The sequence below is a fragment of the Virgibacillus subterraneus genome, assembly GCF_900110695.1.
Taxonomy (GTDB): Bacteria; Bacillota; Bacilli; order Bacillales; family Amphibacillaceae; genus Lentibacillus; species Lentibacillus subterraneus.
In genome coordinates, this window is the sequence record NZ_FOEH01000004.1 from 98537 (window position 1) to 120309 (window position 21773).

A 21773-nucleotide genomic window follows, 5' to 3' on the forward strand; every position below is an offset into this window, starting at 1 on the left:
AAAACCCCTCCAGACATACTTTCACTAAATTCATTTCTTTATAGCTTATGTGCGTATCATGGGTTAGTGATTAGCAAAAACAAAAAAAAGGCTAGTATCATAAAAATGACACTAGCCCATAACGTGAATACTACCCTAATCGATTTCAATCATAATCATATCTTCGCCAATTTTTTTAATTGAGCTCCATCTGATTTTTGTTTCTTCGCCTTCTTTTTTTAAACCAAACCATTTGTAATTCGGAATGACAAATGATTCAATTTGACCTGTCTTTTCATTGATTTCAAGATCTGTCTGACCTAATATACCCAACCGTGATCCATGGTTGACATTAACAATTTCTTTACCGCTAATATCCTTATAGCGCATATGATCGCCCCCATGATTGTCTAGCTAATAGTATATATATGCTATTTAACCTAATCTATGATTAGGAAGTTGTTTTAGGTGCAATTAATGCACTTGATGGAGATTGTTCAAATATCGTCTTAATTACTTTCTGTATTTTTTCATGATTAACTGCATCAATCTCCTGAATCATCTCATCCAATGATCGATGCCTGTTTAAAAGTAATTCATTTCTTCCATTACGGCTCATACGACTGCTGGTGCTCTCTAAGCTTAGCATGAGGTTCCCTTTTAACTGTTCTTTACTATTTTTTAGTTCTTTATCCGTCAGACCATTATTTATCAGCTTTTCCACTGTTTGATTAATTGTATCTTGCAGTTGTGGTAATTGTTCTTTACCAGTTCCAGCATAAATTGTTAGCATTCCGCTATCCTGAAATGACGCATGATAAGAAAACACAGCATAAGCTAATCCTTGCTTCTCTCTAACTTCCTGAAAAAGCCTTGAACTCATACTGCCGCCTAGTACGTTATTCATAATTATCAAACTGTACATATCCTCATTTCCGACAGCCAGACCATTATATCCTAAACATAAATGAGCCTGTTCAGTATCTTTATTTCGTTCAATATTATTTGCTAAAAATGCAGGTTTCTTTAATTTTACACGCTCTGAGTCTGATTCATAATTGCCAAAATAACCTTCGACTGTTTTAATAAATGATTCATCTACATTACCTGCAACAGAAACTACTACATTTTGCGGAGTATAGCTCTCTTTTATATATTCCCTCAATGAATTCGGTTTAAAGGAAAGTAACTGCTCTTCTGATCCTAAAATTGGATATCCTAAAGGATGATCCCCATATGAAGCACGAGCCAGAATATCATGAACGATGTCATCTGGTGTATCTTCATACATTTTTATTTCCTCCAAAACAACTTTTTTCTCACGTTCCATTTCTTCCTCATCAAAGGTAGAATTAAAGAACATATCAGCTAAAATTTCAAGAGCATATTCCTTATGTGTATCGATAACTTTAGCATAAAAACACGTGTATTCTTTCGATGTAAATGCATTAACTTGTCCACCTATTGCATCAAAGGCTTCTGCAATATCCTGTGGAGATCTTTTTATAGTCCCCTTAAAAAACATATGTTCAAGAAAATGGGAAATTCCATTTGTTCCCTCTGATTCATTTCTCGATCCAGTTAATATCCAAATACCAATTGTTACAGAGCGTACAGCAGGTATATTTTCTAACACAATTCGAAGTCCATTATTACTAGTATGTTTCTCTACCAAAGTATTTCCTCCTAAAATCCATCCAAATGCTATCTTTCTTCATTCATTAATGAAGTAATCGTTCCTATTTTATAACCTTTTTCTTTTATATTTACAATTAACGAATCTAATCCTTGTGCTGTTGAGGATGTAGGGTGCATTAATACCGTAGCACCAGGATGAATGTTGTTGTTTACTCGGTTCATCATAACAGATACAGATGGATTCTTCCAATCAATCGTATCTACACTCCACAGAATCGTTTCCATGTTCATTTCATGTGCAATTTTAACTACTTGATCATTGTAACTCCCGCTTGGCGGAGCTAACCATTTTGGTTTATTATCAGTAATAGCTTTAAGAATTTCATTTGTTCGATTAATTTGTTCAGTTATTTGCTTTTTTGACAACCGAGACATATCCGGGTGATTATATGCATGATTACCTATTACATGACCCTGTTCATCAATCATTTTAACGAAATCAGCATTTTCCTGCGCCCATTTACCTTCAATAAAGAAAGTTGCTTTGACGTTATGCTTCTTCAGAACGTTAAGTATCGAAGGGATATACTCATCACCCCATGACACGTTTATTAAGAACGAAACCATATCTTTTTCAGGGTGGCCCCTGTAAGTAGGGGCAGCTGGAAGTTCTTTATAAGTAATGTTAGGTGGAATCTGTTCATAAACCAGTAGCGTTTCGTCAAATACACCACCCTTTTTCATTTGTTCATATGATTTATTTACATCTACACGGATACCATTTAATCCGGGTGTTTTCTTCCACACTTTATCAATTATTGCATTTTCAGGAGGTTTTCTATATTTAGTACTTTTTGTTCTGATTTTTTGAAGCAGAGATTCCTCCGATTTTGATACAGTATAAGAAAACGTTTCAGCATCATTTAAAATAAATGGATTATAGCTGTTATTAAATGCCAACGCTACAACAATAATAAAAACGCAAAAATGAATAATAGCACGATAGCGATACATTCAAATCCCCCCTTATTCATTCATATGAATGAGAAGGACAGGATATGAGAGCATAAAAAAAGAAACTGGATTTCCAGCTTCTTGATTTTAAAACAGCTTACATACTCGATTTTTCACTTTTTTCTTTTTCATCTTTTAATACAGCTTTTCTTGAAAGGTTTACCCGACCTTGATTATCGACTTCTTTAACTTTAACCATAATTTGATCACCGATTGAAACAACATCTTCAACCTTATTAGTTCGTTCTTCTGCCAGTTCAGAAATATGAACCAAGCCATCTTTTCCTTTGAATAACTCTACAAATGCTCCAAATTTCTCAATACGCTTAACTGTGCCCATATACATTTGTCCTGCTTCAACTTCTCGTACAAGATCTTCAATAATCTCTTTTGTTCTTTCGTTCATGGAAGCATCAGTTGATGAGATAAATACACTTCCATCCTGTTCGATGTCAATTTTTGCACCAGTTTCTTCAATGATTTGATTAATCTGTTTCCCGCTTGGTCCAATGACAGAACGGATTTTATCTGGATTTATTTTCATCGTTAGGATCTTAGGTGCATATTGTGACAGCTCAGATTTTGGCTCTTTAATTGTCGCAAGCATAGATTCAAGAATATGCATACGACCTTTTTTAGCCTGGGTTAATGCTTCCTTCAAAATTTCTTTTGAAAGTCCGTCAATTTTAATATCCATTTGAAGCGCTGTAACACCTTTTTCAGTTCCAGCTACTTTAAAGTCCATATCACCAAGTGCATCTTCCATACCTTGAATGTCTGACAAAATTGTATAGTCTTCGCCGGATTTAACAAGTCCCATCGCAATACCTGCAACAGGTGTCTTAATCGGTACACCAGCATCCATCATAGCTAGTGTGCTTGCACAAATACTTGCTTGAGATGTAGAACCATTCGACTCTAAAACTTCAGATACTAAGCGAATCGTATATGGAAAGTCTTTTTCTGATGGAATAACTTTTTCAAGTGCACGCTCCCCTAAAGCACCATGTCCAATCTCACGACGACCAGGTCCTCTAATTGGCCCTGTTTCGCCAACACTGTATTTCGGGAAATTATAATGATGCATAAAACGCTTGGACTCTTCTAAATCAAGACCGTCCAAAATTTGTACATCACCTAATGCCCCTAAAGTACATACGCTCAACGCCTGAGTTTGTCCACGTGTGAAAAGACCAGAACCATGTGTCCGTGGTAACACGTTAATTCTCGATGATAACGGGCGTATTTCATCAACTTTACGGCCATCTGGACGTATTTTCTCTTTGGTGATTAAACGACGTACTTCTTCTTTTACCATTTTATCAAGGGTCGCTTTTACATCACCAATAACTTCTTCATCGGCTTCTTCGTATAAGGCTAATACTTCATTCTTAACATTACTGATTGCTTCTTCTCTGGCATGTTTTTCTTCTACCTTAATTGCTTCCTGCAATTTATCTTTAGCTTCAGACTCCACTTTTGCAGCAATGTCTTCGTCAGTATCAAGTAATGGCATATCAGCTTTCTCAACACCGACAGCAGCAATTATTTTCTCTTGAAATTCAACAAGGCGAGTAATTTCATTATGTCCAAACATGATGGCTTCAAGCATAACATCTTCTGGTACTTCCTGCGCTCCTGCTTCAACCATGTTAATAGCATCTTTTGTCCCAGCTACAGTTAATTCGATTTCACTATTTTTCTGTTGCTCAATGTCAGGATTAATAATAAACTCATTATCAACCAGTCCAACGTTCACTCCTGCTATTGGTTCGGAAAGTTGGATATCAGAAATCCCCAATGCGATAGAAGATCCTATCATTGCAGCCATTTCTGAAGAACAATCCTGATCAACACTCATTACCGTACTGATAACTTGTACTTCATTTCTATAGCCATCTGGGAAAAGTGGTCGAATCGGTCTGTCAATTAAGCGTGAAGTTAATGTAGCTTTATCGCTTGGACGCCCTTCTCTCTTAATAAACCCTCCAGGTATTTTCCCGACAGCATATAAACGTTCTTCATAATTAACAGTTAAAGGGAAAAATGGTAAGTCTTTTGGTTCTTTGGATGCTGTTGCTACTGATAACACAGAGGTATCACCGTAGCGAATCATACATGCCCCGTTCGCTTGTTTTGCAAATTCTCCTGTTTCAACGATAAATTTCTTACCGGCAATTTCAGTGGAGAATTCTTGATTTTCTTCTGCCATTGTATTAGTACTCCTTTCAATATAAACATACTACCATTCATTTTATAGTTAATAAGCTAAAATGTAAATTTTATGTATTAATTAAGTATAGAAAACTTGGCTTATCGCCAAGCTCTAATGGCGAAAGCCTAAGTTGCATTTATTCAGCAAGATAATAATTTATACTTTCTGAATTGATAAAAAAAGCAGGATTGCTCCTGCTTTTTAAAATACTTATCGGCGTAGGCCAAGTTTTTTAATTAGTTGACGGTAGCGTGTAACATCGTTATTACGTAGGTAATTAAGTAAGTTACGACGTTTACCAACCATTTTCAAAAGACCACGACGTGAATGATGATCTTTTTTATGAACACGTAAATGTTCATTCAGTGTTGTGATTTCTTCAGTAAGTACAGCAATTTGTACTTCTGGAGAACCAGTGTCATTATCGTGAACTTTGTGTTCACTAATAATTTCATTCTTACGTTCTTTTGTGATAGCCATCTGGCTCACCTCCATTAAATTATTAATATCCCCAGTCCCCTAGCAAACGTCGGAGTTACGATCTGCCAAGCGATGGTTTTACGTTTCTAAGCGTACATCTTTTTCGCTGAAAATGCAAGTGGTAAATCAAAGAAACGTTAACTGCAAAAGTAATTGCGAATACATTTTTCATCGTTATCTATATAGTTGACTAACTCTTCAACACTATTAAATTTTTCCTCTTCTCGAATGAATTTATGCCATTCTACATGCAGTTCTTCACCATATAAATCATTATTATAATCAAATATATTAACCTCTACAGATGGTTCAACTCTGTCATCTGTAAAAGTTGGATTATATCCCAGATTCGCCATTCCTTCATAAACTTCATTTTTATAAAGCACTTTTACTGCATATACACCGACTTTAGGCAATAGTGTATCGGGAGTAACCCTTAAGTTTGCGGTTGGGTAACCAATTGTTCTTCCGCGCTGATCACCTTTAACAACAATTCCTTGAATAGTTAGCGGTCGTCCTAGCAAGTAGTTGGCTTTTTCAAGTTCACCATTTTGGAGAAGTTCTCTTATTCTGGAAGAACTCACCTTTTCATTATCCAGTTCGACTTTGCCGATTGTTGTATAATTAAATAAACCTTTTGTTTGGTTTTTAATCCGTTCCATATTACCTTGACCTTTATGTCCATAAGAAAAATCAAATCCTGCCACCAAATGTTTAATTTTTAATCCAATAATAAAATGATCAATAAATTGCTGTGGTTCAAGTGATGCTAATTCTTTATTAAAGGTAATAACATACAGACGATTAACACCCAGTTGCTGTAGAATCTCTTGCTTCTCTCTTAAAGGCGTAATATATCTTACATGTGGTGCATCTTTTTTTAATACAACAGATGGATGAGGATGAAAGGTAATAACTGCACTTTCCATTTTACGTTCCTTCGCCTTAGATACAGCTGTTTGTATAACTTTCTGATGACCTTTGTGGATACCATCAAAAAAACCTATAGCAGCAACTGTCTCCGGTAGCTCTTCTAATATCAATGTGTGAGGATATGTTAATTCAATCGTTCGCAACGCTCTTCACCTACTCTTTTTCACTCTTTAAAAACTCTAATTGGTTTAATTAAATCCGTTTTTTCAGGATGTATTTGATAAATTGCCAATACTTGTTTATCAAACATCATTACAAAAGGATCTGTCTTTGACACATTATCAGGCTTTGGCAATTTTTGGCCATACAGCACTCGCTTTTTGGTATTTTCATTAACATTAATATGTTCCAGATGATTTAAACCTTTTGAAATTGGCATCAATAACTTTTCTTGGTTCTGCAACTCTATCGCATCATCAATAGCGGAAAATGTAACAGTGTCTTCCTTTTTAATAATTCCTGTTTCTGTTCTAACCAAGTGTGCCATATGTGCTGGGTAACCTAATTTCTTACCAATATCTACACATAATGTTCGGATATATGTACCTTTTGAACAGGTTGCCTTAATCGTAAACCTATCTTGATGTTCTGTTTCTCCCACTTGGTTAAGTTGGTAAATTATTACTTTCCGCTGTGGTCGTTCTACTTGTTCATTTGCCCTTGCATATTCATATAGCTTTTTACCATTTACTTTAACAGCTGAATACATTGGAGGAATTTGTGTGATTTCTCCCCTAAACAATTGTAACACGTTTTCAATTGACTGTTTAGATGGCGGATTTACCACTTTGTATTTCTCGATAATTGCACCGTGACTATCTTCAGTTTCAGTAGCAACACCTAACATCACTTGTGCTATATATGTCTTTTTAGTATCAGTCAAATAGGGGACGATTTTGGTTGCCTGTCCAATACAGATAGGTAAAACACCTTCAACCTCAGGGTCAAGGGTTCCTGTATGTCCTACTTTCTTTAAATGGAATTTTTTCCTAATTGCTATTACACAATCATGTGACGTCATTCCTTTTGGTTTCCATAAAGGCAATATACCATTCATCTAACCAGCTCCTGAGACTTATGTATCGTGCATGGAAAAATCTGACCCACTCATTATTTTGTGGGTCAGATTGAATTTCACTGTATATTACTTGTCTTTGTTTAAATCACGTAGAATTGTTTCAATACGATTTCCATATTCGAAAGCTTCATCAAATTCAAATGTGATTTCGGGTGTTTTCCGTAAACGGATGCGATTTCCAATTTCGGAACGGATAAACCCTTTAGCTTTGGCTAGGCCAACAAGTGTATCATGTTTCTTTTGTTCATCTCCTAGAACAGATATAAAAATCTTCGCCTGTTGCAAATCACCAGCTACATCTACATCTGTGACTGTTACAAATCCAACACGTGGATCTTTTATTTTTTTACTTAAAAGCTCACCTAACTCTTTTTTCATTTGCTCTGCGACACGATTTGAACGAATGTCACTCATTTTGATCACCTCTATAAATTGACGACCTGATAATTTGATTATACATGCTCAACATCAGTAAGTGTCCGTTCCAGTTCATTAAATGTGTCAATAATCCGCAAACCTTCCTGTATAACCTGTTCAGCATGTTTTTTTTCATTGGAAACTGTCACGATTCCAAGTTTTGTACGTTGCCATAAATCATGATAATCTAACTCTGTTACTGCTACATTTAATTCATTTTGTAATTTAGCCATTAAACTTTTGATAACAGATCGTTTTTGCTTAAGTGAATGACCTTCATAGAGAATGCATTCTACTTCAGCATAAATTATCATTTGCGTTCAATCTCCTCCATGACAAATGCTTCAATTACGTCGCCTTCTTTAATATCATTAAACTTTTTAATTGTAATACCACACTCATAATTTTTCGCAACTTCTTTGACATCGTCTTTAAAACGTTTTAAGGCATCTATTTCACCTTCAAACTGCACCACACCGTCACGAATAATGCGTACTCCCGAGTCACGTGTAATCTTACCATCTGTTACATAACTACCAGCGATAGTTCCAATTTTAGAAACCTTGAATATTTCACGAACTTCTGCTTGACCTATTACCTTTTCTTCGTACACAGGGTCAAGCATACCTTTCATAGCTAATTCTATCTCTTCAATAACCTTATAAATAACGCGATGTAAACGTACATCTACCTTTTCTGATTCTGCAGCCTTTTTCGCGTTAGCATCTGGCCGTACATTGAATCCAATTACAATTGCATTTGAAGCGGATGCTAAAATAATGTCTGATTCAGTAATAGCACCTACACCAGTATGAATGATTTTTATTTTAACACCTTCAACTTCAATCTTTCTCAATGAAGCGGCCATAGCTTCTGCAGACCCTTGAACATCTGCCTTGACTATAAGGTTTATATCCTTCATTTCGCCTTCTTTAATCTGATCGAATAAATCATCTATGCTAACTTTAGTTTGTTCTGTCCGATTTTCCTGAATATGCTTTTGCTGACGAGCTTCACCAATTTGACGTGATTTCTTCTCATCCTTAAATACTAGGAATTGATCGCCGGCTTGTGGTACATCGCTTAATCCAGTTATTTCAACTGGTGTTGATGGACCAGCTTCATTTATCCGTTGCCCCAAGTCACTAACCATTGCACGAACGCGTCCAAATGTGTTTCCGACAACAACAGAATCACCTACATGTAATGTCCCGTTTTGCACTAGCAATGTAGCAACAGATCCTCTTCCTTTGTCAAGTCGAGCATCTATTACTGTACCAAAGGCATTGTTATTTGGATCTGCTTTTAATTCTTCTACTTCTGATACAAGCTGAATCATTTCAAGCAAACTATCGATTCCTTCCTGTTTGACTGCAGACAAATTAACAAATATTGTACTACCGCCCCAGTCTTCAGGTATGAGTTCATACTCCGTTAACTCCTGCATAACACGATCTGGGTTAGCGCCTTCTTTGTCCATTTTGTTAACTGCTACAATAATTGGAACTTCCGCAGCTTTAGCATGGTTAATCGCTTCAATCGTTTGTGGCATTACACCATCATCCGCTGCAACAACTAATATAGCTATATCGGTTACTTGTGCACCGCGGGAACGCATACTGGTAAAAGCAGCATGTCCTGGTGTATCAAGAAATGTTACTTTTTTACCTTCACTTCGTACTTGGTACGCCCCAATATGCTGGGTAATACCACCTGCTTCACCTTCTGTTACTTTTGTGTGGCGAATTGCATCCAATAATGTTGTCTTACCATGGTCAACGTGTCCCATAATGGTTACAACTGCAGGTCTTTCAACTAAGTCAGCTTCATTATTTTCTTCCCGATACTTATCAAAATCGGTATCTTCTAGGATTATTTCCTTCTCTACTTCCACATCATACTCTGCACAAATTAGCTCGACTGCATCATCATCAAGATCCTGGTTTTTCGTTGCCATTACACCAAGGAACATTAACTTCTTAATAATTTCAGATGCATCTTTATTAAGCTTAGCTGCCAAATCACTTACTGTTAATGTTTCGCTGTAAGTAATATGTTTCGGCGTTTCCTTTACAACAGGTTTTTGCTGCTTAGGAGCTTGATTGTTCCTTTTTGCGTTTTTACCATGCTGCTTTTTGTTATGGTTATTCTGGTTTTTCTTTTGTTGACCTTGATGTGATTTTGGGTTGTTATTAGACTTCCCATTACTGGTTTGTTTATTTTCTTTTTTTGTTTGGTTTGCTGCATTGTTGTTATTTGCTGGTTTTTTCGGTGTTTCCTTTTGCTTCGTTTTTTCCGTTTCTTTTGATCCGAATTTTTCATCCAACTTTAATATCGTTTCAATCGAAATTGTCGACATGTGGTTGGAAACCTCAACATTTAACTCTTTTAAATAGTTAATTACATCTTTACTGGTCGTTTTATTCTGTTTTGCATATTCATATACACGCATCTTACTCATACGTCCACCCCCGAATTTAATTACCCGAGTAACGATTTAATTTTAGTGGCAAATCCTGCATCTAAAATAGCTACAGCTACTCTTTGTGATTTTCCAATAGCATTTGACAACGTTTCTCTATCATCAACTATTAAAAATGGTACTTCATATGTTTTGCATTTGTCCGTTAATTTTTTTCGTGTTTGGGGACCGATGTCGTTCGCCAAAAGAACAAGTTTTGCTCTGTTTTGTTTGATGTCTTTCACAATCGTTTCTTCCCCTAAAGAACACTTTCTAGCCCTATAGGCTAAGCCAATTAAATTTAAGTAATTATTTTTCATTATTCTTTCCTTCAACTATTTGTTTAAGGTCTTCATAGATTGATGGTTCAATTTTTGTATTCAACTGACGGCTTAAAATCCCAGCCTTCTCAGCCTTTTCTATAACAGCTATATCATTCGACACATATGCTCCACGGCCATTTTTTTTGCCGGTTGGGTCAACAAAGACTTCTCCTTCTTTGTTTCGGACAACACGAATGAGATCTTTCTTTGGTTTCATTTCATTTGTCACTATACATTTTCGTTCTGGTACTTTTCGTTTTTGCGCCATTACAGAACCTCCCCCTATTCGAACAAACCTTCTTCATCATTGTCAGAATAAGCATCAGTATCTTCGTCGTCTGTTAAAAGCCCTTCTTCACGAGCTTCTGATTCACTTTTAATATCAATTTTCCAGCCGGTTAATTTTGCTGCTAAACGAGCATTTTGACCACGTTTACCAATAGCTAGTGAGAGTTGATAGTCAGGTACAATTACTGTTGTTGCCTTATCTTCTTCATTTACTAATACTTCAACTACCTTCGAAGGACTTAAAGCGTTTGATACATAGACAATAGGGTCTTCAGACCATTCTACAACATCAATTTTTTCACCTTTAAGTTCATTGACAATCACTTGTACACGTTGTCCTTTTTGGCCAACACATGAACCAACAGCATCGATTTCAGGATCATCTGCATGAACCGAAATTTTAGAACGATCCCCTGCTTCTCTTGCTACAGATTTGATATCAACAATTCCATCATAAATTTCTGGAACTTCCATTTCAAACAGACGCTTTAATAGTCCTGGATGTGACCTTGAAATATAAATTTGAGGACCTTTACTCGTATTCTCGACTTTTGTTACAAATACTTTTAAACGGTCATGCACATAGTATTCTTCAGTAGGCATTTGTTCCGCCTCAGCAAGCTTAGCCTCAATTTTACCAAGGTTTACATAAACAAACCGTGGATCTTTACGCTGAATAATTCCTGTCATGACATCCTCTTCACGATCAGCGTACTCGCTAAATATTACACCGCGTTCAGCTTCCCTTACACGTTGTGTAACCACTTGTTTTGCTGCTTGGGCAGCGATACGTCCGAAGTCTTTTGGAGTTACCTCAACCTCAATAACATCTTCAAGCTCATAATTGGGATCAATTTCGTTTGCCTGATCCAATGATATTTCCTCTTGTGCATCCTCAATTTCTTCCACTACCGTTTTGCGTGAAAATACGCGCATTGTGCCAGATTGTTCATCAATATCTACCCGCACATTTGTAGCAGATTTAAAGTTTTTCTTATAGGCTGATATTAGCGCAGCTTCCAATGCCTCCATTAGAATGTCCTTATCAATACCTTTATCTTTTTCTAGAAAATCAATCGCTTCAAACAACTGACTGCTCACTTTTATTTTCCCCCTTATAGCGTAACGGCTAACCTTGCTTTAGCTATTTTATTAAATGGAATTTCAACTAGCTTTTTACGGGTTTTCACTTTATATTCAATCGTAGCCATATTATCTGTGAATTCCGTTAAAATACCTTCGTATTCTTTTTGACCATCAATTGGTTCATATAATTTCACAAAGACATTATTATTTACATTTTTTTCAAAGTCACCTTTAGACTTCAGTGGACGCTCGACACCTGGTGAGGAAACTTCCAGAAAATACGCTTCTTCTACAGGGTCAGCTTCGTCCAGCTTTTCACTTAATTGTTCAGAAACGGCTCCGCAGTCTGCTATGTCAATCCCATCTTCACTATCAATATAGACACGAAGAAACCAATTCTGCCCTTCTTTCACATATTCAACATCAACTAATTCCAATTCTTTCTCCTGTAATATGGGCTGCATCAATTCTTCAGTTGTTTTAATTACATTGGAACTCAAAATATATCCTCCTTTATTCAGTTGTGTATATTCCTTATTATGAACCATCATACGTCATTTCATTTGCTCAATATCCATAATAATACAAAACCCCTGCCGGAAGATGTGGCAAGGGATGTAGTCAAAGTGCAAAAGATAGTAGTATGAAGAAAGAGTGGGGTTCGCCCACTCTTTTTACCGTTCGTATCATTTCTTACCAGTATAAACTATATCATACTGGGACTGATGTTGCAAGAATAGTAAATAATTGTTTATACCATTGCTTTATTATATACCGTATTCTTACTAATTTTATATTAAATGATTAGTATATGCAGTGTTAGGCTGTTAATTATAATCAAAATTTCTCTTCGTAAGTTTTGTTGCATTTTAATCTTCGCAGTTGATATAAACTGCGAACTAACTGCTAGAATAATCTCTATAAACTCTGTCCCGCCGTCCGGGGTCGCTACGGGCGGATGCGCACCTTAGGGCACGGCCTCAGCCCCCTTTCCCCGGCAAGGGGGTATGCCGACGTTGTCCGCAAAGGACGGTTTTAGTCGGCCTTCATTTAGTTGCACTGCGGGGACTTCAGACACGTGCTATTCCCGCAGGAGTCACCACCCTCCGCACCCGGACTAGTGTAGCTGTCACACATTTATTTTATAGCGATTCCTACTCCAGTCAACAGCGGAGGAAATACACGTAGTCTCCTGTGGGAGCTGAGGCCTAGATGAGACTACGCAGCGACGTAGGTGCGCGAAGTGTATTTCCAGAGCGGCTTAATAGCACTCAAACTTTTTAAAAAGTACTTCGCAGTTTATATCAACTGCGTTATGAATTCATTACTTCCATAAAACAACAATCATTTAAAATCAACTAATTTAAAATCTTATCGTCCGAATGCAGATAACCATCCAGTGCTTGCTGCAACGAGCCTTTTGTTTCAAAATGTTGACCAAATTCTACTTCAAGGTCTACCATGTTTCTAACTATATCAGGACGTAATCCAGTAATCACTGCTTCACATCCCATCATGGAAATACCATCTAGTAATTTAAGAAATAATTGCATAACTTCTGTTTCCATCTCAGCTATTCCGGAAAAATCCATTATTAATTTTTGTACATGCCTCTGCCCGATTTCAAGCAATACTTTTTCTTCAATTATAGTTGCGCGATATCTATCCATCGTTCCTATAATCGGCAAGATGCTAATCTTTGAAGTTATCGGAATAATTGGAGCGGATAAGTTCTCTACTAATTTACGCTGATCCTCAATTAGCTTATCCTTAAACGAGGAATAGTTAATAAAGAATCCATTGAGAAACTTATCAATTAAATCGTTTATCCTACTCTCCATATAGTAAAATTCTTCACGGCTACTGACTTTTTCGTTAAACTTATCATATTGATAAAGAAAATCCCATAATGTTCTGCGAATTGCTTGAATCCATTCAATTTTTAACGCTAATGTCAGGGAATGTTTTGCCCACACAATACCTTCTTGCCGTGCAAAGTTCACTACTTCATCTTGTTTCTCATCAACTACGAATAAAACTAACTTATGGGCATTCTCTAATAAATTAATATTTCCAATCAATTGAATTTCTTCAATCTTATCCCGAACAGTTTTTGCTTCTGTTAGAAGTTGATCTTCAAAAACCTGTCTGTTATCAATCAAAAATTGGCGGATTGGTTGTCCTTCTTCATATGCTAACTCCATAGTATCCACTCCCCTATTTAAGTTCTTTTATCTAATGTCAAATAATTTACTCCCCTACTGATGAGATGAAACATCTGAATCTATTCGTAAACGTTGACTTAATTAATTTCACTTGATTTCCATTTATTATAGCAAAAAATCTATATTAAAGTACCATTTAAGTGTTCTGATAATAACTTGATTAGCCGTGGATGTTAAAATAATGACAGTTGATTCTTTTCTGCCATTCCTTCTAAACAACCATGATTATCAAGATACTCTAGAACCGTTTTAGAAATTTTACTACGTTGTCGAAGATCTTCTTTAGAAAGAAATTCCCCATCTTCTCGTACTTTAACAATATTAATAGCTGCGTTAGTACCCAGTCCATCAACAGCGTTAAATGGTGGGACCAACGTGTTACAGTCCACTATAAACTCAGAAGCAGTAGACTTATATAAATCTACTTTTTGGAAAGAAAAACCACGCTCAATCATCTCAAGTACCACTTCTAAAACAGTAGACAGGTTCTTTTCTTTCGGTGTCGCATCATTACCTTTAGCCACGATACCTTCAATACGCTGTCTTACCGCGTCACTCCCTTTAACCATTGTATCTAATTCAAAATCACCTGCTCTGACAGAGAAATAAGCAGCATAAAAGTATATTGGATAATGTACTTTAAAATAAGCAATTCGAACTGCCATTAGAACATATGCTGCAGCGTGTGCTTTTGGAAACATATATTTAATCTTTTTACATGATTCTATATACCAATCAGGAACCCCGTTTTTTTTCATTTCTTGGATCCAATCATCCTGTAACCCTTTGCCTTTTCGGACAAACTCCATAATTTTAAAGGCAAGTGATGCTTCTAGACCCTTGTGCATTAGATATACCATAATATCATCACGACACCCTATGACATCAGCCAATTCACATATTCCATCATTAATTAACTCCTGAGCATTGCCTAGCCACACATCTGTACCGTGTGAAAGACCAGATATCATTACTAGTTCAGCAAATGTACTTGGTTTAGTATCCTCCAGCATCTGACGAACAAATTTTGTACCAAACTCAGGTACGCCTAATGTACCCGTTTTACAATTAATTTGCTCCGGTTTTACTCCTAGTGATTCCGGTCCGGAAAATATTTTCATCACTTCAGCATCATCAGTTGGAATTGTTTTTGGATCAATTCCACTTAAATCCTGCAGCATTCGAATTACTGTAGGATCATCGTGCCCTAGTATATCAAGTTTAAGCAAGTTATCATGAATGGAATGAAAATCAAAGTGTGTTGTTTTCCATTCACTTTTTCGGTCATCAGCCGGAAATTGAATCGGTGTAAAATCATATATTTCTTTATCATCAGGTACAACTATAATTCCACCTGGATGCTGACCAGTTGTTCGTTTAACCCCGGTACAGCCTTGAACAAGTCGATCAACCTCAGCATTCTTGTAAACTAACTGTTTATCTGAAGCATAGCCTTTCACATAGCCATACGCTGTTTTATCAGCAATAGTTCCAATTGTTCCAGCACGATAGACATTATCTTCTCCAAATAATTCTTTGGTGTAATTATGCGCTCTTGGCTGGTATGTGCCTGAAAAGTTAAGATCTATATCGGGAACTTTATCGCCTTTAAACCCAAGAAATGTTTCAAAGGGAATATCTTGTCCATCTTTTGTAAGAGGATTGGCGCAATTTGGACAGTTTTTATCAGCTAAATCAAACCCGCTTCCTACAGATCCATCAGTTATGAATTCATGATGATGACATTCCATACAGACATAATGAGGTGGTAAAGGGTTTACTTCGGTTATTTCAGTCATGGTTGCTACTAAAGAAGAACCAACAGACCCTCGAGAACCTACAAGATATCCATCGTCCAATGATTTTTTCACTAGCTTGTGTGATATTAGGTAAATTACTGCAAATCCATGTCCAATAATACTTGATAGCTCTTTTTCCAGTCGTTCGACAACAATTTGTGGTACAGGGTCACCATAAATATGTTTTGCGCGATTATAGCAAAGGTCACGCATCTCTTGGTCTGCACCTTCAATTGTTGGTGTATAAAGTCCATCCTTAACAGGAGAAAGTTCTTCTATTTCGTCTGCCAAATTATTGGTATTTGTTACAACAATTTCGTGTGCCTTTTCTTCCCCTAAAAAGTTAAAACTATCTATCATCTCATTTGTTGTACGAAAAGGTGTATCTGGTAACGTTTGTCTGTTTAATGGATTACCAGCTTGAGAAGCAATTAATATTTGACGATAAAGTTTATCGTGTTCGTCAATATAATGTGTATTTCCCGTTGCTACTACATTTTTATTCACACGATTACCTAAGTCTACTAATTTACTAATGATATCCAGGATTTGAGCCTCATTCTGAACAAGATCCTTTTCAATCAGATGTGCATAGTTGGCTGGCGGCTGTACCTCGATATAATCATAAAATTCTGCTGCTTTTTCTGCTTCATCCGCTGATTTTTGCATCATCGTTTCAAATACTTCACCTTTATCACATGCAGACCCAACTAAAATTCCGTTTCGTAGCTTTTGCAATAATGATCTAGGAATTCGTGGAACACGGTAGAAATAATCAATATGAGCATATGAGACTAGCTTGTATAGATTCTTCAAACCTTCTTGTGTTTTAGCTACCAGTGTACAATGAAATGGTCGAGAACGCTGGTAAGCATTACCTTCTCCCATGTGATCATTTAACTTATTGTGATTTGTAATATCTTTATTCAAAAGTCCTTGAACTAACTTCCATAGTAAATAGCCAGTTGCCTCTGCATCATAAATAGCGCGGTGATGCTGCGTTAATTCGATATCCAAGTGTTTACACATAGTATTTAGCCGATGATTTTTTAATTCCGGAAATAAAAATCGCGAAAGCTCAAGCGTATCAATAACCGGATTTTCAACTTTTTTATATTCAATTTTTTTAAATCCCTGATTTAAAAAACCAATGTCGAAACTGGCATTATGTGCAACAAGAATGCCATCTTCCATCCATTCATAAAAGTCCTTTAGGACGTCATCAATTTCAGGTGCGTTATTCACCATATCATCTGTTATTCCAGTTAAATCTGTTGTTGTTTGCGACAATGGATGATGAGGATTAGCAAATGATTCAAATCGATCAATAACCTCTCCCTGATAAATCTTAACACCAGCAAGTTCAATGATTGTGTCATATACCGCTGAAAGACCTGTCGTCTCTACGTCAAAGACAATATAAGTACCATTTTCTAAACCAACATCATGTTCGTTATAAGCAATTGGCACACCATCATCAACAACATTCGCTTCCACACCATAGAGAATTTTAATTCCATGTTTTTGTCCAGCAGCGTGGGCTTCGGGGTACCCTTGCACACCTGCATGATCGGTAATGGCAATTGCTTTATGACCCCAAGTTGCAGCTTGATTTATTAGGGCTGAAGGTGATACCACTGCATCCATTTGGCTCATTGTCGTATGTGCGTGTAACTCGACTCGCTTCTCGTCTTCAGGTGCTGTATCTTTTCGAGTTTTTACTTTCACTTCATGAATATCAGTAGCCATCATTGCCAATTCATTTGTGAACATATCAGTTTGAATACTGCCTCTTGCTTTAATCCAAATGCCCGATTTTACATGTTCAAATTTCTCGGCATCCTCATCACCTTTTGAAAACATCTTTATTTGTAATGAGTCCGTATAATCTGTTGCTTTAATAATTAATAAACTTCTTCCGGAACGTAACTGACGAATATCTGTAGCGAAAACATAACCCTGTACAGTGACACGACGTTCCTCGTCCTGAATTTCTTCCATTTGCAATGGATCATCCTGAATTTTATAACCAAGCATTAGTGGTTTATTCTGCTCGTTTTTCTGTCTGTCTTGATCACGTTTTTCTTTTTCCTGAACAGTCTTTAAAACCATTTCCTGGTCTTCCAAGGCTGTTTTTTCTCTGAACTTTTTCAATTCAGCCATTTCAGTTTTAACATCAATCACAAGAGAGTATGGATTTGTTCCAATCTTTTTGCAATAATCACGAAATGGATCTTCCAAACGTTTTTTCAGTGCGTTGCCTTCTGCTTCATTCCTTGCAGTTAACATAATTTTATTATTCTCAACCCGAGGCACCTGGTTATGTACTAAATCTTTATAAGCAGGTGATAAATTGGAAATAGATTGAAGAAAAGACTGCCAATAATCACAAATAGTCTGGTCATCACAGTCCTTATCCTCTGGGTACAATGTCAGGTCAATTTGAGCAAATTGCTGAAATGTTTCATGTAATTTTGTAAGAAGTAATGTATAAATATTCATTGGCAACAACTGCTTGACACTAATATGAAAATGCCAGCTTTTTATCTGTTTGTGTACTTCAAGTTTAATTAACTGACTTTCCCCAAAATAAGATTCCAGATAATCATCAGGTATTTCCAACTGTTTTAATAATAGAACCATTTTCTCTCTTTTTGAAATATCCATCATGTTTTCCTCCTGATTATAGTTGTGGAACTATAATGATGGAAAACCCTTGCCATTTGGACAAGGGTTTTCAACTGTTCTTAAGCATAAATCAAACTTTATAAAAATAATCGCTGGATATCATTCCATGTCACAACAATCATTAAGAGCATCAGTAAAGCAAAGCCAATAAAATGAACAATACCTTCTTTTTGCGGATCTATTGGCTTGCCTCTAACCGCTTCAAGTGCAACAAATAGTAGCCTGCCACCATCGAGTGCCGGCAAGGGAACTAGGTTCACAATCCCTAAGTTTATACTTAAAATAGCAGTCCACATTAGGAAAGTCATAATTCCTGCCTTAACAAACTGATCTGTTGCGTCATATATCCCAACTGGTCCCGATAATGTTTCAATCGGTAACTGACCGGTGACTAGCATCCCGAGGTTAGTCAAGATCAATTTAGTTGTATCATATGTTCGGGTAAATCCATACTTAACTGTGCCAGTAAGTGATTTTTCAAAAGCCCGCTGGACTCCTACTTGTCCAATTGTCATGCCTTGAGTTTCAAGCTTTTTAGGGGTTACTGAAATTGGTTCAGTTTCACCATTACGTTGCACTGTCATGCTGAGTTCATTTTCAGGATTGTTCTGAACTATTTCCGTAAATTCATCCCAAGTTGAGACTGAATTGCCTTCAATCCGAACAATTTCGTCTCCTTCTTGAAGACCAGCTTCTTCTGCAGGGCTATCCGGTTGTATCCCAGAAACTAGTGCTCTATCGACTGGAACACCCTGAATAAGTCCAACAATAAAGAAAATGACTATAGCCAACATAAAATTCATCATTGGACCGGCAAACAATTGCATAGCCCGCTTACCTACACTCTTTGAAGCAAACTGTCGATCATATGGAGCAATTTGTGTTTCCTTTTCATCCATAACATAAAATGCTTTACGATCTACTTCAAAACTTAATTTTTGATCTTCTTCATCAATTTCATAGCCTTCGATAAGCAATCTATGATCTAAATCAGCATGTTCCACCTCAATAACACGTGCATTAGGATGCTTCGATTTGTTATTAACGATAATCTTACTGACCTTTCCACTTTCATTAAATTCTAATCCTATATGCTGCCCAGGCTTAAGCTCAACAATCTCTGGATCTTCGCCAGCCACTCGAACATATCCACCAATAGGTAATAAGCGAATGGTATAAACTGTTTCATTCTTTGTAAATGCAAAAACTTTTGGCCCAAACCCAATGGCAAATTCACGAGCAAGCATTCCAGCTCTTTTTGCAAATATTAAATGGCCAAACTCATGAATAAACACAAGCAGACCGAACATAAAAATAAACGCGATTACAGTGTTCAAAAGAAGCACCTTCCTTTATCTGATTAGGAATAACTTTGACTTCTTGTTATTTTAATTCACTCTTAACTTAACGTTTTGTTAAGTTGTTACTTTTATATAAAATGGATAAAGTGTAATATCGGTAAAACAAACAATAAGCTATCTAGCCTATCCAATATCCCTCCGTGTCCTGGGAGTAAGTTACCAGAATCTTTCACATCATAATGACGCTTAAACGCAGACTCAACCAAATCTCCAATTTGTCCAAAAATGGATACTAAAATTGTAACACCAATAACCAAAAATAATGAGTCAGAAAATGGTTCTATAAGGAAGAAAATGATTGCGACGATTATGGCAAGGGCAATACCACCTGCTGCTCCTTCAATTGTTTTGTTAGGGCTTATTTCCGGCCAAAGTTTTCTCTTGCCAATAGCTTTGCCAGTAAAATATGCACCAGTATCTGTCGACCAAATAACAAGTAACACATAAAATAAGTAAATTAAACCATCTTGCCGTGTTTCAATCAGGTAAAAGAATCCCATCCCAATATAAATAGTTGATAAAAGAATAAAACCAGCCTCGTCAAAAGTAAATTTATTCTTAACTAGTACAGTATATGACAGTAGTAATAAAACAAACAACATAATTACTTCAGATTTTGTAACCCATAATATAGGAATAGAACCTAAGACAAGCCACAATAATGCAATTGCTAAAATCGCAGGTAAAGAGTATTTACCAATTTCACGCATTCGCATTAACTCTACTAAACCAATTGTCGCAAGTATATAGACAAATATTTCAAAGGGTCTTCCCCCAATTAGAACAAATGGCAAAAATACTATAATTGCTAAGATTGCTGTTTGAATTCGCTGTTTCATGTTTGATTCAACACCTTAAATACCTCCATATCTTCTTTTTCGCTGTTGATAATCATGGAGGGCATTTTTAAATATTTCTTCTGAAAAATCTGGCCATAAAACGTCTGTAAACCAAAATTCTGAATAAGCTACCTGCCACAATAGAAAATTACTTAATCGTTGTTCACCACTTGTTCTTATCAATAAATCAGGGTCTGTTAAATCTTTCGTATATAGATACTCTGAGAATGTGTTTTCGTCTAAATTGTCAATCGATAGTTTTGAGCCATCAATATCTGTCATAACTTGTTTGATGGCTCGCATGATTTCGAATCTACTACCATAGTTTAAAGCAAAATTTAATAATAAGCCATCATTATTTTTTGTCTTCTCTTTCGCATAATGTATAGCTTCTTTGGTATGATCAGGAAGGGCATCAAAATCACCTATCGTATTAATTCTCACTTTATTTTCCATAAGCTCCGGCAAATATATATGTAGAAACTCTTTAGGCAATTTCATTAAAAAGTCAACTTCGGATTTGGGCCGTTTCCAGTTTTCTGTGGAAAAAGCATATAATGTCAGAATCTTTACATTAGAATTTCTTGCTGCTTTGACGATTTCTTTTACAACATTCATTCCTTCTTTATGTCCAGCTATCCGGGGTAACCCTCTTTTTTTTGCCCATCGTCCATTACCATCCATTATGATAGCAACATGATTTGGTATATTATCAAGATCGTTCTCTTCACTTAAATCTTTTAGTTGTTTATTTTTTAAAAAAGGAAGCTTCATTGACATAATTTGTCCTCCGATATGGTTGATTATCATTATACAACCCTTTTAAATATAATCAATATGAAGGATTAGAAAACTCATCCTGTCGCCTGGTTCCAACGATATTAGATACATTAAATCATTTCATATTATTAGGATGAATCACCATTATAGCATTATAATGATTAAATTT

At 36.3% G+C, this 21773-nt stretch carries 19 protein-coding genes; all 19 read right to left on the minus strand.

The genetic code is table 11. The features are described from left to right. Window positions 1-135 precede the first annotated feature (135 nt). Entirely contained in the window at window positions 136-369 is a 234-nt protein-coding gene (locus tag BMY13_RS12315; protein WP_092492901.1) for a YlmC/YmxH family sporulation protein, read from the minus strand. A gap of 61 nt (window positions 370-430) precedes the next feature. Then, window positions 431-1654 (minus strand): M16 family metallopeptidase, encoded by a 1224-nt coding sequence (locus BMY13_RS12320; RefSeq protein ID WP_092504974.1) that lies wholly within the window; start codon window positions 1652-1654, stop codon window positions 431-433. Window positions 1655-1683: 29 nt separating this feature from the next. Further along, the gene (locus BMY13_RS12325; RefSeq protein ID WP_092504976.1) at window positions 1684-2631 is read right to left on the minus strand and encodes a polysaccharide deacetylase family protein; all 948 of its coding nucleotides are present in this window, start codon (window positions 2629-2631) and stop codon (window positions 1684-1686) included. Window positions 2632-2728: 97 nt separating this feature from the next. Next, entirely contained in the window at window positions 2729-4843 is a 2115-nt protein-coding gene (locus BMY13_RS12330; protein ID WP_092504978.1) for a polyribonucleotide nucleotidyltransferase, read from the minus strand. A 213-nt stretch (window positions 4844-5056) separates the two neighbouring features. Next, the gene (gene rpsO / locus BMY13_RS12335) at window positions 5057-5326 is read right to left on the minus strand and encodes a 30S ribosomal protein S15 (protein ID WP_092492905.1); all 270 of its coding nucleotides are present in this window, start codon (window positions 5324-5326) and stop codon (window positions 5057-5059) included. A 137-nt stretch (window positions 5327-5463) separates the two neighbouring features. After that, window positions 5464-6402: a riboflavin biosynthesis protein RibF gene (ribF, locus tag BMY13_RS12340; protein WP_092504981.1), complete on the minus strand. Its 939-nt coding sequence runs from the start codon at window positions 6400-6402 to the stop codon at window positions 5464-5466. A gap of 20 nt (window positions 6403-6422) precedes the next feature. Next, window positions 6423-7316, minus strand: a complete 894-nt coding sequence (truB, locus tag BMY13_RS12345) for a tRNA pseudouridine(55) synthase TruB (RefSeq protein WP_092504983.1) — start codon at window positions 7314-7316, stop codon at window positions 6423-6425. An 87-nt stretch (window positions 7317-7403) separates the two neighbouring features. Next, entirely contained in the window at window positions 7404-7751 is a 348-nt protein-coding gene (rbfA, locus tag BMY13_RS12350; protein ID WP_092504985.1) for a 30S ribosome-binding factor RbfA, read from the minus strand. 38 nt (window positions 7752-7789) lie between these two features. Further along, the gene (locus tag BMY13_RS12355; RefSeq protein WP_092492909.1) at window positions 7790-8068 is read right to left on the minus strand and encodes a DUF503 domain-containing protein; all 279 of its coding nucleotides are present in this window, start codon (window positions 8066-8068) and stop codon (window positions 7790-7792) included. Next, window positions 8065-10215, minus strand: coding sequence for a translation initiation factor IF-2 (gene infB, locus BMY13_RS12360; RefSeq protein ID WP_092504987.1), 2151 nt, complete (start codon window positions 10213-10215; stop codon window positions 8065-8067). Before infB ends, BMY13_RS12355 begins: the two co-directional genes overlap by 4 nt. Before the next feature lie 20 nt (window positions 10216-10235). Then, complete coding sequence (locus tag BMY13_RS12365) at window positions 10236-10535, minus strand: YlxQ family RNA-binding protein (protein ID WP_092492911.1); 300 nt, start codon at window positions 10533-10535, stop codon at window positions 10236-10238. Beyond that, on the minus strand, window positions 10525-10806 hold the full coding sequence (gene rnpM / locus BMY13_RS12370) for an RNase P modulator RnpM (RefSeq protein ID WP_092492912.1): 282 nt from the start codon (window positions 10804-10806) through the stop codon (window positions 10525-10527). The genes BMY13_RS12365 and rnpM overlap by 11 nt, the downstream gene beginning before the upstream one ends. Before the next feature lie 14 nt (window positions 10807-10820). Then, window positions 10821-11927 (minus strand): transcription termination factor NusA, encoded by a 1107-nt coding sequence (gene nusA, locus BMY13_RS12375; protein ID WP_092492913.1) that lies wholly within the window; start codon window positions 11925-11927, stop codon window positions 10821-10823. Between the two features lie 14 nt (window positions 11928-11941). Continuing rightward, a complete protein-coding gene (gene rimP / locus BMY13_RS12380) occupies window positions 11942-12412 on the minus strand; it encodes a ribosome maturation factor RimP (protein WP_092504989.1) in 471 nt (156 codons plus the stop codon). An 858-nt stretch (window positions 12413-13270) separates the two neighbouring features. Next, window positions 13271-14116 (minus strand): STAS domain-containing protein, encoded by an 846-nt coding sequence (locus BMY13_RS12385; RefSeq protein ID WP_092504991.1) that lies wholly within the window; start codon window positions 14114-14116, stop codon window positions 13271-13273. A 194-nt stretch (window positions 14117-14310) separates the two neighbouring features. Next, complete coding sequence (locus tag BMY13_RS12390) at window positions 14311-18603, minus strand: PolC-type DNA polymerase III (protein WP_092504993.1); 4293 nt, start codon at window positions 18601-18603, stop codon at window positions 14311-14313. 98 nt (window positions 18604-18701) lie between these two features. Next, window positions 18702-19961 (minus strand): RIP metalloprotease RseP, encoded by a 1260-nt coding sequence (rseP, locus tag BMY13_RS12395; RefSeq protein ID WP_092504995.1) that lies wholly within the window; start codon window positions 19959-19961, stop codon window positions 18702-18704. Window positions 19962-20053: 92 nt separating this feature from the next. Further along, window positions 20054-20824 carry a phosphatidate cytidylyltransferase gene (locus tag BMY13_RS12400; protein WP_092492918.1) on the minus strand — a complete coding sequence of 257 codons (771 nt, stop codon included), beginning with the start codon at window positions 20822-20824 and terminating at the stop codon, window positions 20054-20056. 15 nt (window positions 20825-20839) lie between these two features. Beyond that, entirely contained in the window at window positions 20840-21604 is a 765-nt protein-coding gene (locus tag BMY13_RS12405; RefSeq protein WP_092504997.1) for an undecaprenyl pyrophosphate synthase, read from the minus strand. Window positions 21605-21773: the final 169 nt, after the last annotated feature.

What these genes read in the sequence shown, in the direction of transcription:
- BMY13_RS12330 (WP_092504978.1), bottom strand. Translation starts at nt 4,843, where the DNA reads ATGGCAGAAGAAAATCAAGAATTCTCCACTGAAATTGCCGGTAAGAAA.
- truB (WP_092504983.1), bottom strand. Translation starts at nt 7,316, where the DNA reads ATGAATGGTATATTGCCTTTATGGAAACCAAAAGGAATGACGTCACAT.
- BMY13_RS12405 (WP_092504997.1), bottom strand. Translation starts at nt 21,604, where the DNA reads ATGTCAATGAAGCTTCCTTTTTTAAAAAATAAACAACTAAAAGATTTA.
- BMY13_RS12390 (WP_092504993.1), bottom strand. Translation starts at nt 18,603, where the DNA reads ATGGATATTTCAAAAAGAGAGAAAATGGTTCTATTATTAAAACAGTTG.
- rpsO (WP_092492905.1), bottom strand. Translation starts at nt 5,326, where the DNA reads ATGGCTATCACAAAAGAACGTAAGAATGAAATTATTAGTGAACACAAA.
- BMY13_RS12355 (WP_092492909.1), bottom strand. Translation starts at nt 8,068, where the DNA reads ATGATAATTTATGCTGAAGTAGAATGCATTCTCTATGAAGGTCATTCA.
- infB (WP_092504987.1), bottom strand. Translation starts at nt 10,215, where the DNA reads ATGAGTAAGATGCGTGTATATGAATATGCAAAACAGAATAAAACGACC.
- BMY13_RS12365 (WP_092492911.1), bottom strand. Translation starts at nt 10,535, where the DNA reads ATGAAAAATAATTACTTAAATTTAATTGGCTTAGCCTATAGGGCTAGA.
- BMY13_RS12385 (WP_092504991.1), bottom strand. Translation starts at nt 14,116, where the DNA reads ATGGAGTTAGCATATGAAGAAGGACAACCAATCCGCCAATTTTTGATT.
- BMY13_RS12315 (WP_092492901.1), bottom strand. Translation starts at nt 369, where the DNA reads ATGCGCTATAAGGATATTAGCGGTAAAGAAATTGTTAATGTCAACCAT.
- BMY13_RS12400 (WP_092492918.1), bottom strand. Translation starts at nt 20,824, where the DNA reads ATGAAACAGCGAATTCAAACAGCAATCTTAGCAATTATAGTATTTTTG.
- rbfA (WP_092504985.1), bottom strand. Translation starts at nt 7,751, where the DNA reads ATGAGTGACATTCGTTCAAATCGTGTCGCAGAGCAAATGAAAAAAGAG.
- rnpM (WP_092492912.1), bottom strand. Translation starts at nt 10,806, where the DNA reads ATGGCGCAAAAACGAAAAGTACCAGAACGAAAATGTATAGTGACAAAT.
- BMY13_RS12325 (WP_092504976.1), bottom strand. Translation starts at nt 2,631, where the DNA reads ATGTATCGCTATCGTGCTATTATTCATTTTTGCGTTTTTATTATTGTT.